14 protein-coding genes are annotated in these 14,535 nt (G+C 61.6%); 3 read left to right on the top strand and 11 right to left on the bottom strand.

Annotated elements, in window-relative coordinates:
* Window positions 1-145: 145 nt before the first annotated feature.
* Window positions 146-1,330, top strand: a complete 1,185-nt coding sequence (locus C404_RS55580) for a methionine adenosyltransferase (RefSeq protein WP_004635185.1) — start codon at window positions 146-148, stop codon at window positions 1,328-1,330.
* 50 nt (window positions 1,331-1,380) lie between these two features.
* On the opposite strand, the gene C404_RS55575 is transcribed toward C404_RS55580, so the two are convergent.
* The 6 genes from C404_RS55575 to C404_RS55550 all read right to left on the bottom strand — a co-directional run bounded on the left by C404_RS55575 (window position 1,381) and on the right by C404_RS55550 (window position 8,540).
* Window positions 1,381-3,078: an ABC1 kinase family protein gene (locus tag C404_RS55575; RefSeq protein WP_004635187.1), complete on the bottom strand. Its 1,698-nt coding sequence runs from the start codon at window positions 3,076-3,078 to the stop codon at window positions 1,381-1,383.
* 96 nt (window positions 3,079-3,174) lie between these two features.
* A complete protein-coding gene (locus tag C404_RS55570; protein ID WP_004635189.1) occupies window positions 3,175-4,320 on the bottom strand; it encodes a hypothetical protein in 1,146 nt (381 codons plus the stop codon).
* Complete coding sequence (locus C404_RS55565) at window positions 4,313-6,805, bottom strand: ABC transporter permease (RefSeq protein ID WP_004635192.1); 2,493 nt, start codon at window positions 6,803-6,805, stop codon at window positions 4,313-4,315. The genes C404_RS55570 and C404_RS55565 overlap by 8 nt, the downstream gene beginning before the upstream one ends.
* Window positions 6,802-7,506, bottom strand: a complete 705-nt coding sequence (locus C404_RS55560) for an ABC transporter ATP-binding protein (RefSeq protein WP_004635197.1) — start codon at window positions 7,504-7,506, stop codon at window positions 6,802-6,804. Before C404_RS55560 ends, C404_RS55565 begins: the two co-directional genes overlap by 4 nt.
* Window positions 7,503-8,306: an outer membrane lipoprotein-sorting protein gene (locus C404_RS55555; protein WP_021197388.1), complete on the bottom strand. Its 804-nt coding sequence runs from the start codon at window positions 8,304-8,306 to the stop codon at window positions 7,503-7,505. Before C404_RS55555 ends, C404_RS55560 begins: the two co-directional genes overlap by 4 nt.
* Window positions 8,307-8,315: 9 nt before the next feature.
* Window positions 8,316-8,540 carry a hypothetical protein gene (locus tag C404_RS55550; protein ID WP_004635200.1) on the bottom strand — a complete coding sequence of 75 codons (225 nt, stop codon included), beginning with the start codon at window positions 8,538-8,540 and terminating at the stop codon, window positions 8,316-8,318.
* A gap of 490 nt (window positions 8,541-9,030) precedes the next feature.
* Here C404_RS55550 and C404_RS55545 point away from each other — a divergent pair, with 490 nt between their 5' ends.
* Window positions 9,031-9,276, top strand: coding sequence for a hypothetical protein (locus C404_RS55545; RefSeq protein WP_004635201.1), 246 nt, complete (start codon window positions 9,031-9,033; stop codon window positions 9,274-9,276).
* Window positions 9,277-9,462: 186 nt separating this feature from the next.
* Complete coding sequence (locus C404_RS55540) at window positions 9,463-11,346, top strand: DUF3141 domain-containing protein (RefSeq protein WP_004635203.1); 1,884 nt, start codon at window positions 9,463-9,465, stop codon at window positions 11,344-11,346.
* A 415-nt stretch (window positions 11,347-11,761) separates the two neighbouring features.
* Here the strand turns inward: C404_RS55540 and C404_RS55535 are convergent, their stop codons facing one another.
* The 5 genes from C404_RS55535 to C404_RS55515 form a co-directional block, all read right to left on the bottom strand.
* Entirely contained in the window at window positions 11,762-12,424 is a 663-nt protein-coding gene (locus C404_RS55535; protein ID WP_004635205.1) for a methyltransferase family protein, read from the bottom strand.
* A gap of 2 nt (window positions 12,425-12,426) precedes the next feature.
* A complete protein-coding gene (locus tag C404_RS55530) occupies window positions 12,427-12,678 on the bottom strand; it encodes a DUF2933 domain-containing protein (RefSeq protein WP_004635207.1) in 252 nt (83 codons plus the stop codon).
* Window positions 12,679-12,722: 44 nt separating this feature from the next.
* On the bottom strand, window positions 12,723-13,022 hold the full coding sequence (locus C404_RS55525) for a YHS domain-containing protein (RefSeq protein WP_004635209.1): 300 nt from the start codon (window positions 13,020-13,022) through the stop codon (window positions 12,723-12,725).
* 14 nt (window positions 13,023-13,036) lie between these two features.
* A complete protein-coding gene (locus tag C404_RS55520) occupies window positions 13,037-13,255 on the bottom strand; it encodes a hypothetical protein (RefSeq protein ID WP_004635211.1) in 219 nt (72 codons plus the stop codon).
* The coding region (locus tag C404_RS55515; protein ID WP_021197385.1) for a heavy metal translocating P-type ATPase at window positions 13,252-14,535 on the bottom strand (1,284 nt) is incomplete at its 5' end. The genes C404_RS55520 and C404_RS55515, both read right to left, overlap by 4 nt.

Raw genomic sequence — 14,535 nt, 5'->3', positions numbered from 1 at the left:
GTTTCCATGCTAGTCACTCGGGCGGCGAATTTGTTGATGTCGCTCAAGGCCCACAATCGCGACCCCCGAGGGGACGGTCTTAATACCAAACTGGACTGCCAGTGAATAGAATGACCCAATCGGATTTGGGCAGGAGCGTCTTATCATGCGGACTGTCGGCGAAATTGCACTCTCCATCTCGACCACGTCGACGCTGGAAGCCACACAAACCGAAATTGCCGAGCACAAGGGCTTCGGCCATCCGGACAGCCTGTGCGATGGCGCCGTCGAGGCGGCAGCCTGCGCCCTATCCCGAGCCTATCTGCAAGCATACGGAGCGATTCAGCACTTCAACCTGGATAAGGCGCTGTTAATCGGAGGCATCAGCCAGCCACGGTTCGGCGGCGGCAAAGTTCTGCGTCCCGCGCGGCTGATCGTCTGCGGCCCCGTGACCGAGTTGCCGTCGGCTTCGGCCACGTCACTCGTCGAGCAATCCATCCGCGAATACCTGGTGGCAACCTTGGGAAAGGCAGGCAATGACATCGGCATCGAGCTTGTTTTGAGGCCTTCGGCGCCGAATCTTCAGCGTGTTATCCAGCAGGCGGCGCTTCCGCTGGCCAACGACACCTCCTTCGGCGTCGGGTACGCACCCCGCTCCCGACTCGAAGACACGGTCCTTTGCGCTGCGCGCGTCCTGCGCTCCAACGAATTTCGCAGCGCCTTTGATGCGGCTGGGGCGGATTTTAAGATCATGGGGCACCGGCTGGGCGCGCACTTCGGCCTTACCGTGGCGCTCGCACTCGTCGACCGAGACGTGGGAAGTATTGAAGACTATTTCACACTCAAGGGCCGATTGGCAGCGTACCTGGCTGGGTGTCTGCCGACGGCGTGCCATATCGGGATCAACACCCTGGATGACCCAGCTACGCTTGACGAGAGCGGAATTTACCTGACCGTGACCGGGTTAAGTGCGGAGCACGGCGACGATGGCGAGGTCGGCCGCGGCAATCGCGTCAACGGCTTGATCACGCCGTACCGCCCGATGTCATTGGAAGCGGCAGCGGGAAAGAATCCGGCCGCGCATGTCGGCAAGCTCTACAACGTGCTGGCACATCGATTGGCGGCGAGCATTCATGCCGACATCGAAGGCGTGGATGAAGTGACGGTCAGGCTGCTCTCGGCAATCGGCCACCCGGTCGACCAGCCTCAGTTGGTGGCGATCGACCTTGCAGCGGCGGGTGGGTTCTCCGCTGCGCGGCAGCGGCAAGTTCGCGAGCTGACCGCGCAGCATTTGGCGGCGCTTCCAGCGCTGATACGGGAGTTGGCCACGGGTGCCATCGCCGTCTTTTAGCGGAGCGCTGCATCGTTGCTTTCGAGGCCCCATTGCTTGTAGCGGCGCCTCTAGAACTTTCCTGATCGCAGGATCGCAACCGCCCAAGCGAGGCCCATCACGCTGGCGACGACGAAACCCAGAAGCCCCAGCACTGGAATGCCCGCATAGTGCGGACCGCTGTGGAACGCCATGACGATTGAGGAGCCAATCACGACGCTCGCAATAATCAAGCTCAAGCTCAGCCGGTTGCTTGCACGGTCGATATGCGCTTCCAATCCTTGCAACTGGTCGTGTTTGATATGCAGCGTCGCCTTACCGCTGCTGAGCGCCTCCACCGTGCGGTTCAGAATGTCGGGCAGCAAGGCGGCGGCGTGATGCAGCGCGCGCAAGGTGCGGAATCCCCTGCTGAACTCGGTCTGTACATTCGCCCCCTGCAATAGTTTGCGGCCGAGCAAATGCGGCGCATATTCCCGCAAGGACGCGAGTGCGTTGAAGTCCGGGGCGAGCGTCAACGCTTGCGATTCGACCAGCATGAACGCTTTCGAGACCAGCAGAAACTGGCGCGGCAGTTTGATCCGATGGCGCTGGCTGAGCAGCGCAAACTGGCGGACAATTTCGCCGAACGAATAGCCTTTCCCGGCGGCTTCGTAGTATGCGTCAAGTGCCTGCGAAGCATCGCGGGTAAATGCCTCACGATCCACCCCCTCGGTCGCCACCCCCATCTCGAAATAGGCATCCACCATCCATGACACCTCGCCGGAACTGACGGCGAGAATCAACTGGGCCAAGGCTTCCTGATCATAGGCGGACAGCCGTCCCATGATGCCAAAGTCATGAAAGCAAAGCCGGCCGTCCTCCAGCAAAAATACGTTGCCCGGATGCGGGTCGCCGTGAAAGAAGCCGTCCTCGAAGACCTGCTTCAAGAACGATGCCATCAGCGCCTGCGCCACGCGCCGTCGGCTCTCCTGTTCGGACGACGGAATATGCGTAAGCTTCTTGCCGAAACTGCGCTCCATGGTCAAGACACGTCGGCTGGTCTGCTCCCAAAAGATGCGGGGCACGAAGACGTGCTTATCATCCTGCAAATTCTCCCTCAGGAGATCGCCGTTGCGCGCCTCGACTTGATAGTCCAATTCTTCGTTGATGAGCCGGGCAAACTCTTCCACCAGATCGCCCGGGCCAAATCGGCGACTCTCCGGCACATACCGCTCCAGTTGACGGGCCAAGAAGCGCATGATCCTGACATCGGCATGAATGATGGGCTCGATGCCGGGGCGCTGCACCTTGACCACCACGCTGGTGCCGTCAATCAACTGCGCCGTATGGACCTGGCCGATCGACGCGGCAGCCAGGGGCGTCTCATCGAAACTGGTGAACAACGCGTGAACGGATTTGCCCAGTTCACGCTCGACAATCTCACGCGCCTGCTCGCCAGGGAAAACAGCGACATCATCCTGGAGCCGTTGCAGCTCCTCGATATAGACCTCCGGCAACATATCGCGCCGCAGGCTCAGAAGCTGGCCAAACTTGACGAACGCGGGCCCCAGCCCTTCGAGCGTAGCTCTCAGCCGCTTTGCATCCTGATCGGTCGCTTGCACCGCCTCAACTGAAGCTTCGAGTGCGTCACGGCCAATCCGTAGCCGCTCCACATAATGCGCCCACCCTGCCCCGGCCAATGCGCGCAGGATGTACAAGAGCCGTGGCAGTTCAGCGGGCACCCGCTCGCGCACCGCTGGTTCGGGATTCGCATGCGTTATGACGCCCATGTTCCTTCTCCTCGTTGCCCACCTTCCCCATTGCCGCGCCATGCACGCATCCGAGCCCAGCTTTCCGGACGTCGACAGCCGGCAAGCACTATCGTTTTAGAAGAACCACTGTATCTGCGTGTAGTAGATGTGATGGAAATGTCCAAACTCACTGCCACTGCTGCCCATAAAGAACTGGGCGCCGATCTGCCAGTCGAGATTCGTCTTGATCGAATAGGTCAGCAGGGGCGAAACGAAACGGCTATGGTCGTCCAAATTGACCACCACATAGCCCTCCCACTTGAGCAGCGGCGTGATTTCGTAGCTCATGTAGCCACCAGCATAGTGCTTGGCAACGCTGCGAATCTTGCCGGTCAACAGCGACGTGAAATCGTACGCGGCGGCATTGGTCGTGCCGGCGCCGTTGTAGTAGAGCTCGGCGCTAAGCGTGAGCGTGTTCGCAAACGCATAATCGAGCGCGAGAACGGCACGTTGATAGGTCGAGCCAGTCTTGGCACGCACTTGCGTGAACTCACCACGAATGCCCGCCGTGCCGATCTGCCCCGCGAGATCGAAGCCGGCGACCTGCTCATTGCCGAAGCGCCCGCCGACAATGGAATAGTCCACGCCATGCGTGTTGGCGTGCCAATTGAATGCCGCGCTGGAGTCCGCGCCACCGTGCCCCGGCGCGTACACAGCGCTGATGCGGGAGATGGGCCCCAGCTTGTGCTCGGCCAGCACCGCGTCGACACCCACGCGCTCCTCGCGCTCGATGGCAGTCGGGTTCAGGGGGTTCAGCAGGTCGAGCGGGCTCCAGAAACGGCCCGTTCCCCATGCGATGCGCTGCCGCCCGATGCGCACATCGGTGTCGCCCGATGACAGGGTGACGTTGCCGCGATACAGCCGGTGCTGGCCGTAGTACGAGCCGCCACGCAGGTAATTGCCGTCGAGATCCAGGTACTGATCCGGCGCGAGACTGCTCTGGCTTGCGAACTGTGCGGTGTGCAGGTAGCTGCCGAACAGCAATTCGTTGTCGTACTGCAGATCCACGGCGACGTGCTCGGAGAGCTTGCCCTGCAACTGCAGCCGCAGGCGATTGAGATCGAGCAGATAGCGTTGCCCGCCGGGCACGATGGTTTCCGATTCCTCCAGCAAGCTCTTGTAGTAACCGGAAAATTTCAACCCGGACTGCGACGTCTCCTGCGCCGAGGCTCCGAAGGCCAGAGCCGCCAGAAGTCCGAACGGCACGGCTTGCTTAAACATGGCGTATCGCTTGCACTGGATCGAGCCGCGCCGCCTTGGCCGCGGGATAGAGCGAAACCAGCACGCCGGCAATCAACAGCGCAATACCCGGCGGGACCACCGTCGCACCGAAAATGCGCGGATAAACGATGCCGGTCAACCCGGGGATGGCGGAATATCCGGCGAAGAAGCTCGACAGGTCCATACCGGCATGCCCAAGATACAGCACCAGCGCAATGCCGGCGCCATACCCGACGGCAGACGCGATCAACAGCAAGGCGATGGACTCATATACGACCATGCGCCTCAAGGCGGCGGGCGACGTGCCAAGCGCCAGCATCACGCCAAACTCGCGCGTGCGCTCGGTGACGGCCATGAACACGGTATTGATGACCGACGTGGTAATCACCAGAAGCAGCACCGCCAGGATGATACTGCTCACCACGCGCAGGAGCCGGACCATGTCTTCGAGCTGCGGCAAGAGTTCCTGCCACGGTATCAGCGTCACGTCGGTGCCACCGATACGCGCGCGTAGCAGGGCAACGGCAGCGGACACGTGCGCGCGATCCTCCAGCCGGACATTGATGGTGGAAACGCGTGAACCGAGCGCAAGCAACGACTGCGCCGCTGGCAGCGTGACAAAAGCAAATGCGCCATCGAAACTGGCACTTTCCGTCGAGAAAATGCCCCCCACCCCGTAGGCTGCCGTGCCGAGCTCGCCGTTGGCGGCCTGGGCCATGACGACGATCTTCTCGCCCAGGCGGACACCGAGCTTGTCGGCGAGCCTGCGGCCAATCATGACTTCGCGATCGGCGCCAGGTATGAGCGCCCGTCCCTGGACAACCGTGCGGGAAATGAACGTGACCTTAGCCTCCGCCACCGGATCGATGCCGATGAGCATGATGCCTTCGGATTTCGAGGCCGTGCTGGCCAACGCCTGGACCTGGGTGCGCGGCGCAGCCGCAATCACGCCAGGCGTGCCCCGGACGGCTTGCAGCAGCGAGACGGCATCGTCGATGGCAAGCTCGGGGGCATAATCCTTGCGAAAGCCCTTGCGTTCGACCTGGATGTGCCCCGTCAGATAACGCGTGGAGTTCTCGATCGTCTGGTCGAAGAATCCGTCGAAAAACCCCAGGATGAAGACAAAGCCCACGATGCCGAAGGCAGCGCCTGCGGCCATGAGGGCCGTGCGGCGTGGATTGCGCAGCAGGTTGCGCAGTGCGAGCAGCACGAACACCGGCAAGCGGGAATCGCCCGTGTTTCGTGACGACACCCGCATGGCAGCGGGTAGCCCGCGAATCGCCTCGATGGGCCGCAACTGCACGGCCTTGGCAGCGGGATACAGTGCCGCCAGCCCGGCAATGACGAAGACCGCCACTGACAGCACGACGCCACGCTCGGCGCTCACCACCGGATAGACGACGTCGGACAGCCCGGGCATCGTGCGCAGCCCGGCTTCAAAACCGTGCAGATGGATACCCGCGCGCGCGAAATACGCCGTCACTGTCCAGCCGACGGCGTTGCCGACGATCAGGCCAACGATGCCCAGAAGGATCGATTCATACAGGACCAGCCGAAGCACGCGCGTGCGGCTCATGCCGACGGCAAGCATGATGCCGAATTCGCGCGTGCGCTCCATCACGGACATCAGCACAGGATTCGCCACCGCGAAGACGACCACCACGAAGAACACCAACAGCACCACGTAGGTCGTGACCTCGTGAAAGCGCGAACTGACCGCTACCATCGGTAGCAGCCGTGGCCACCCCACGACTTCGTAACGATCTCCCAGGCGCTCGGCGAGCCCCGCGCTGACCGGCTCCAGGCGCGAGCGCTCGCGCAGCCGCAGGGCGATGGCGGTGGCGCCACCGGGCGCGGAGAGAAACTCCCGCACAACAGGCAGCGGCATCACGGCGACGTAGCCGTCGAGATCGTCGATCTTGCTGCGGAAGATGCCGCGCACCGGATACTTTCCGCTCGATATCGAGCCGTCGTAGCCCTGCCCCACGAACACGATGTTCTGCCCGGGCCGCACCGCGAGCGCTTCAGCAAGCATCTCCCCGATCAGCACGCCGGGCGCGCCGGTCGTCAGCGGCTGCCCGGCCACGATGGCGTCCGAGAGCATCGTCACCTGCGCCTCGTCTGCCGGCTCGACGCCGACGAGCATGAGGCCGCGCGACTTGTCGCCCCGGCTGGCCAGCGCTTTGGTTTCCAGGCGGATGCTGGCGGCTGCCACCCCAGCCTCGTTGCGCACGGCATGCAGGATGGGGGCCGAGTCTGGCATGGCGAGATCAAGGATCGGATCGTCGTGGTAGCCCTTGAGATGCACCTGCGCATCGCCGGCGAAATACCGCGTGGTGTTCTCGACCATCTCGCGGTTCATGCCAGCGGTGAATCCCCAGTTGAAGATCATCGCCGCTAGGCCGATGGCGATCGACGAGATGGTGATGGCGGAACGCCTGCGGTTGCGCAGCACATTGCGCACGGCGAGTGGCAGCAGCATCATGGCGGTCGGCGCTCATCGGCTTCGATCCGGCCGTCACGCAGGCGAATGACCCGCCGCGCGCGTTCGACCACCATCGGGTCGTGGGTGGAGAACACGAACGTCACGCCGCGCCGTTCATTCATGGCCTTCATCATGTCCATGAGCGCGGCGCCGGCTTTGGAATCCAGATTGGCGGTCGGCTCATCGGGCAGCACGATGATCGGCTCGGCCGCGATGGCGCGCGCCACCGCCACGCGCTGCTGCTGCCCACCGGAGAGTTGCTGCGGACGCCTGTGCTCCATCCCTTCCAATCCCAGTTCCTTGAGCAGCGTCATGGCGCGGTCCCGGCGCTGCATCTCTGGCACCCCCTGCAACAGCATCACGAATTCCACGTTTTCTAGCGCGGAAAGAACGGGAATCAGATTGAACTCCTGGAAGACGAAGCCGATCTTGCGCAAGCGGATGTCCGAAAGCGCGGCTTTACCCAGTGTCCCGATCTCGCTGCCGTCGACCCAGACATGGCCTTCGGTGGGTGAGTCCAAGCCACCGATCACGTTCAGGAGCGTTGTCTTGCCCGAGCCGGACGGCCCTACCAGCACCGCAAAGTCGCCTTTGCGGATTTCCAGATTGATATGCTGCAGCGCATGCACGACGCTGGCACCTTGCCGATACAGCCTGGAGACACCTACGAGCTTGACGACTGTATCGGCTGCAGCATTCATGGCTTTTGCAGATTGCGCTGCGTAAAGCGTTCGTCGTCAATCGGCTGGTCGTAGCGCGCGGCCTTGACGACGATCACGGTTGCGTGGCCTGGATCATTCACGGGGCGCATTTCCCATTTGGTCGGAATGGTGCGGCCACCCATCGGGCCAACGTCGGAGAACGTCAGGACCCGCACCAGTTCGTTGCGCTCGTTGTAGTAATACTGCTTGAGCGGAATCGTATCCGCTTGCCGAATCCAGTAGAGAATCTTTCCCCACACGACGGCGGCATCCGGCTTGGGAATCGATTCAATCACGTAAGACGCGGCGCCGTTCAGCACCTCCGTGCGGAGAACCCGATGCGTGTAGTCATCCACGGCGCTGCTTTGCTTGACCAAGTCGTCGTTGGTGAAGTCGGAGCCCATCCAGGGCTGCAGCATCATCGACGGCGGAATCTTGATGGTGCGCTCGATGTTGGGCAGGTAGTTCCACATCTCCGAGCCGATACGCAGCGACCCAATACCGGCCTCCTTGGCCGGCGCCAGAACGCGGATGAACGAGCGCCGCGGCCGCTCCATCCAGGCGCGCAGGTCAAGCGCGCGCTGCCAGCGCGGTGTGGTGATCGTCATCTGGAACTCGCCTTGCAGCGTCTTGCCCCACAGCAGGGTATCGACGCGATCGACGAGCGTGCGGCCGTCTGGTTCCTCAGCCCAAGCCCCACCCACCATGCATGCGGCAGCAAACGCCACAAGGCACGCGGACACCAGAGAGGGAATGGCCTTGCGAACCATGGTGCCATCCGGGCAGCTGAACGATTTCATGGCATCCGACTAGCCAGGACGGCCAGACCCTTGCCGTGGCCATTCGACAAATGCCAGCACCCAAAGCCCGATCAGGTTGAAGAATGGCACCAGCACCAGAATGGCCCAAAAAGGCGACAACCCGATCCGCATCAGGATTCGGCCGATGGGATACAGCAATACCACCGCCATGACGGCAAACGTGATCCAGTGAGCGAGACCATAGCCGGCCATGTCGAACCCGTGAACCATCATCGTGCACCTCCTCGTGAAACCCAAGGTGTAACCCCAAGCACAATTCACGTTACACCTTTATGGGCGGCATCGCTTTACCTGGATCAAGGCATATTCGATCCAATTGCGTAGCAGGTAATAGCTTACCCGTCGCCATTTCAGCCCCCATGTGCCAGAAACATGCACCTGAAGATCAAGCAACTGGAATGCATGACAGAAAAGTCACCTTCCGGTCAGCTTCCCATCGGGAAGCAGTTGGCAGACTGCCGATACCCCGCTCATGGAAACCATCCCCGCACCCACCGCCCCTGCCCAAGAGCATTGGGGCATGGCGTACGAGACCAAACATCCTGCTATTGGCTGGGTGAAATGAGACATGGAGCGCCGATCCGGCTTGACATGGATCAAGCCACGGTCGCTATCCAGCAGGAGTCAGTGCAATAGTGGCCCCTCATCACCCAGAATGGACTGCAAAACTGAACCGCCAACTTTTATCGCTAGGAGACACAACGTGAACCGCAAAACCATCCTTTCCGCACTGCTGCTTGCAACCGCCGCATCCATGTCGGCCGGCGTATTTGCCACGGACAACGACATGCCCATGGCATCCGAAGCCTCCGGCGCGCACAAAATGAAACCGCATTCGCACGTCGCCGAGAAAGCTGGCGCTTCCGCCGCCAGCGCGCCGGCGGCCGCCCCCGCCGAGGACACCAAGGGCAGGGACAAGTCCAAGCATTTCCATCCCGATACCAAGTAAGTCTGCGCGCGGGCTCAGAAAAGAGCCCGCGCTTCAATTCACCTGACCTGCGACAACGAAGTTCGGCCCGATGCGGCTAAGCTGGCCTACAAGGCCCATGCAGTTGCACCGCATGATTTGCAGCCCGTGTCCGCACTGTCTGGTGACGGACATCACGACTTTCACAGGAAGTGATGAGGTGGTGTGATGACAGACCGTACGGTACAGCGCAAACGACGTCCGGCCCGATCGGCGCCGGGTGTAGCAGCCCCGGCGCTGCGGTTGGTTAGCGAACCGGACCACCAGGCCGAGCCACAGCCGGCACCTGCCGAGCCCCCTCTTGAGCAAGGGTGGGACTACTGGGTGGATGTCACGCAGCGGTGGATTCTGTTCATCGATATCCTGCGGCAACGCGCCAACAATATGTTGGCCCATGAGGAGGCCGGCCTGCCGCCACCGCTGCATTTCGACTACGAATTGCTACTGGATGCGCGAACCTTCGAGCGCCCGGCCAACTATGCCCTGCTCCGTATCACGCGCTGTGGCACCGACCACCTGGAGCGACAGGTTCGGGCGGATGCAACCCCCGTCATCGTCATCGACCCGCGTGCCGGTCACGGACCGGGCATTGGGGGCTTCAAGCGCGATTCGGAAGTCGGCATGGCCCTCGCCGAAGGCCATCCTGTCTACTTTGTCAGCTTCTTCCCGGCCCCCTGCCGCGGACAGACCCTTGGCGACGTCCTGAACGCGCTTCGTACCTTCGTCGAGGAGGTCGCGCGACGGCATGACGGGCAGGCGCCGGTGCTCTACGGCAACTGCCAGGCCGGCTGGGAAGTGATGCTCCTGTCTGCCCACTGCTGCGAGCGCGTCGCCTGCCCTGCGGTGCTCAACGGCTCCCCGCTCTCGTACTGGTCCGGCGAAGCAGGCGTCAACCCGATGCGCCTGCTCGGGGCGTTCACCGGCGGCGTGTGGTCAGCAAACTTTCTTGCCGATCTGGGCAACGGCCGTTTTGACGGTGCATGGCTGGTACAGAACTTCGAGGCACTCAAGCCTGAGTCCGCGCTCTGGACCAAGCTCTACACTGTCTTCGCCGATCCGGATGGTGAAGGTGACCGGTTTTTGGAATTCGAGCGCTGGTGGAATGGCTTTTACTTTCTCAGCCGGGAAGAACTGGTCGCAACCATCCAGGATCTTTTTGTCGGCAACAAGTTGGAAACCGGCGAAGTGCATGTCGACGGTAAGTGCACGGTCGACTTACGGCGCATTTGCAAACCGATCGTCATCTTTGCCTCGTACGGCGACAACATCACGCCACCGCACCAGGCGCTCGGCTGGATTCCCGTCGTGTACGAAAGTACGGAAGCTCTGGTCGCCGCCGGCCAGCGAATCGTGTATCTCACCAACCCGCATGTCGGACACCTCGGCATTTTCGTCTCCGCAAGCGTGGCGCGTCACGAGCATCGCGCGATCCTGCAAAGCCTCGATGCGATTGAGGCGCTGCCGCCCGGCTTGTACGAGATGAAGCTGTCGGAACACTCCGATGCGCCGCCACAGAACAACTCCCAACGCGGGGTCACGTTTGAGCCGCGTCGCGTCGAAGACATTCAATTCCCATACCCGCGTGCCCTGTTCGAGCATGTGCGCGCCGTCTCGGAAATCAACGAACGGCTGTATGACCAGTTCTGGAGCCCAACCGTGCGCGCGCTGGCAACGCCGTGGAGCGCTGAATGGCTGAAATGGAGCCATCCGATGCGCTGGACGCGCTATGCATGGTCCGAGCGGTTCCAACCATGGCTGTTGCTCGTAGCCGCCATGGCTGCGGGCGTGAGGGCCTCCAGGCGAAAAGCCGGGGAAGACAATATCTGGCGCGCTTCGGAAGAAGCGCTTAGCGCCACGCTGACACACACACTTGAGACAGGTCGGTCAGTGCGCGACTTGGTGGCCGAGACGGCATTCCAGTGGCTTTACGGGCCATCTTGGCCCTACTCGTTTGCGCAGTCTTATATTCCGGCATCAGACCATCGTGACTGCGACGTTGGAGAAGCAACGGTTCGCCAAGCTTGCAGCGCTTGCGACACTGACGTGCGGTGAGGTTTCCGGCGACTCTTAGCTGCATATCCAATGGGCGGTTGTGATGATCCAGACATGGGCAATGGCCCAATCAACGGGCGCTCGAATTTGCCGGCCAAGCGCACTAGCAACGCGAGCCTCAGCGGGCAGCGCTTTCTCTTTGACCTAACTGGCCGTTGTGCGGCGACTAAAAGAAGGCGCCCGCCGCAAAGAACCGTACTACAAACATGATGGCGGGATACAGAAGGGACCATCACGTGAGCAGTTGGCCGGCAGATGCTTGAAATCTACGCCATGGAAAAGCGTGCCCATGAAATCCACGAAAGGTTCGGGCGCCGCCAGCCAAGCCAACGTGCATTACGTGGAGAAGAGGATCAGAGTGGCGGACTCTGTTACAGCGGCTGCGAAGGGTTGCCTCCTGCCGAGGATGTCGTGATCAATGAGACGACGCCTTCGACGCACCACTGCTCCAACGGGGGATGAAACGTGGTGTGCGCTCACAATACGCTTCGTATGCCCGGCCGAACTCGGCCAGCGCATCTCGCTCCTCAGTCAGCGCGAGATGAACATACATCCAGACCAGCACTGGAAACATGATCAGCGTGAGCAACGTCGGCCACTGCAGCAGGAAGCCGAGCATGATCAGGACAAACGCCACATATTGCGGATGGCGCATGCGGGTATAGAGTCCACCGGTGGCCAGACGGTGCTGCTGCTGCGCCAGATACAGCACCCGCCAGGCGGAAGCGAGCATGATGAAACCACCGAAGATCAGCAGGTTGCTTAGGATGTGGAACGGCCCGAAATGCGGATTAGCGCGCCAGCCGAACATCACCTCCAGCAAATGCCCCGCGTCGTGAGAGAGGAAATCGATACCGGGAAAATGCTTGCTCAACCAGGGCAGCAACAAGTAGATCGTCAGTGGGAACCCGTACATCTCCGTAAACAGCGCCACGAGAAACGCCGAGAAGGCCCCGAAGGACCGCCAGTCACGCGAGGTCTTTGGCTTGGTGAAGCTGAAAGCGAAGATGATGAAGATGGCCGAGTTGATGATGACCAACGACCAGAGCCCGTAGCCGGATTGTGTGTCGTGCTGCATCGTTACTCTCCCTTTGGATGTACGTGCGTTGACGGCTCGCCCCCTTCGTCTTGGTGGCCGTGGTGCATGAACAGGTGCATCAACGGGCAAGTAGCGAGCAACAGGAAGGGCAGGAACGGGATCACGTGTGCCCGATGTTCCGTGAACAGGAAATAGGCGATCACAAGCAGGAAGCCTATCAAAACCCACCTGGACCTGAAGACTGTCCTGTGCGCCGCGTGCGGCCCATCTTCAGGGTTCATTTGATCATTCATGCGAGCCTCCTCGTCCACAGGCAATCGGCTTGAAAAAAGGCTGGCTAGCAGCACCCGCCGTGATGGCGATGGTGTTGGTGGACGAAACGTGAAGGATTCTGCTGAAAGACCGCGCGAGATTGCTCAGACTCGAAGTAGAACGTCTTCCCTTCAAAATTGGCCGTGATGGCGTGGGTCGGGTCAACCCGGTTTCCGGTCACTGGGTCACTGTTTGCATCTGGAGCGCCGTGCATCATGCCGGCACCCTCGCCGCCTCTGGAGCGCATCGCTTGGCTGCGCCAAAGGAACACCACCACCAATCCGCCCAGCACGATCCAGATCAGGTTTTGCGAAAGCCAGGTCATTTTCCACCTCCGTCTTACGACTTCCTACGCGATTTCAGTTCCCGCTCCACTGCCGCCTCAACCTCTCGTCTGGTTTGCCGTGAAAGACGCAAACTCATCCAGATCACCCAGACCGGACAGGCCAGGAGAATCAGCGCAACCAGCACCGAGAACAGTGAGATTCCGTACCAATAGAGGATGGCGGCGGCCAGCGCCGTCGCCACGGCGGCACAGAACCAGACAGCGGGTTTCATGCCGGCACCTCCTGCGCCTTACTTGTCAGCCGCACGCGCTTGAGCATGGCCGAATTCGCCACCACGCTAAGCGAGGACAGCGACATCGCCGCCGCCGCCAGGATGGGATTGAGCAGGCCGAAAGCCGCCACCGGAATGCCGATGGTGTTGTAGAAGAAGGCCCAAAACAGGTTCTGCTTGATCTTGCGCATCGTGGCGCGGGACAACTCGATGGAAGCCGCCACGTCGCGTACGTCATTGCGGATCAGGATGATGCTGCCGGTCTCCTTGGCCACATCCGAGCCCGAGCCGATAGCGACGCCGATATCCGCCGCAGCGAGCGCGGGCGCGTCGTTGACCCCATCGCCGACCATGGCAACCACCTCGCCGTCCTTCTGCAAGCCCTGGATGGTCTTGACCTTGTCTTCCGGCATGACCTCTGCGATTACGCGCTCGATGCCGACCTGCCGCCCGATAGCTTGCGCGGTGCGCTGGTTATCCCCACTGAGCAGAACCACCTTGATGCCGCGCGACTTGAGCATGGCAATGGCCTCTGACGCCTCTGGCTTGACCGTATCGGCCACGGCGATGATGCCAAGCAGTTCATGCCCGATCCCCGCCAGCATCGCTGTCTTGCCATCAGCCTCCAGCCCGGCCAGCGTCGCTTCAATCGTATCGACTGAGATGGCCTGCTGCGCGAGCATGCGCCGGTTTCCTAGCCAGGCCTGCTGGCCGTCGATGGCCCCCTGAATACCCATCCCCGACAGCGCCTGGATGTTGTTCGCCTTACGCGTCGCCAGCTCACGATGCTGTGCGGCACGGACGATCGCTTCGCCCAGCGGATGCTCCGAGCCGGACTCGACCGCTGCAGCAATACTGAGCAGCTCGGCTTCCTGGTGTGTCCCAAGCGGCAGGATATCGGTCACGGTCGGTTCGCCGCGCGTAATCGTGCCCGTCTTGTCAAAGACAACGGTGGTCAATTTCTCAGCGCGTTCGAGCACTTCGCCGCCGCGGATCAGGATGCCGGCGTCCGCGCCTTTTCCCACGCCGACCATCAAGGCGGCAGGCGTCGCTACACCCAGAGCGCACGGGCAGGAGATGATAAGCACGGCAATAAAGGCGAGCAGCCCCTGCGGGAAATGCCCCGCGAGCGTCCATCCGATGACAGCCAGCAGTGCAACGCCCACGACCGCCGGCACAAAATAGCCGGTCACCTGGTCGGCCAGCCGCTGAATCTGTGCCGAGCTTGCCTGCGCGTCTTCTACCATCTTGATGATCTGCGCCAGCGCCGTATCCGCACC

This window comes from Ralstonia sp. AU12-08 (assembly GCF_000442475.1).
Lineage (GTDB): Bacteria > Pseudomonadota > Gammaproteobacteria > Burkholderiales > Burkholderiaceae > Ralstonia > Ralstonia insidiosa.
Note: the sequence above shows the minus strand (reverse complement) of the source record. Positions and strands in the feature narration are given on the sequence as shown.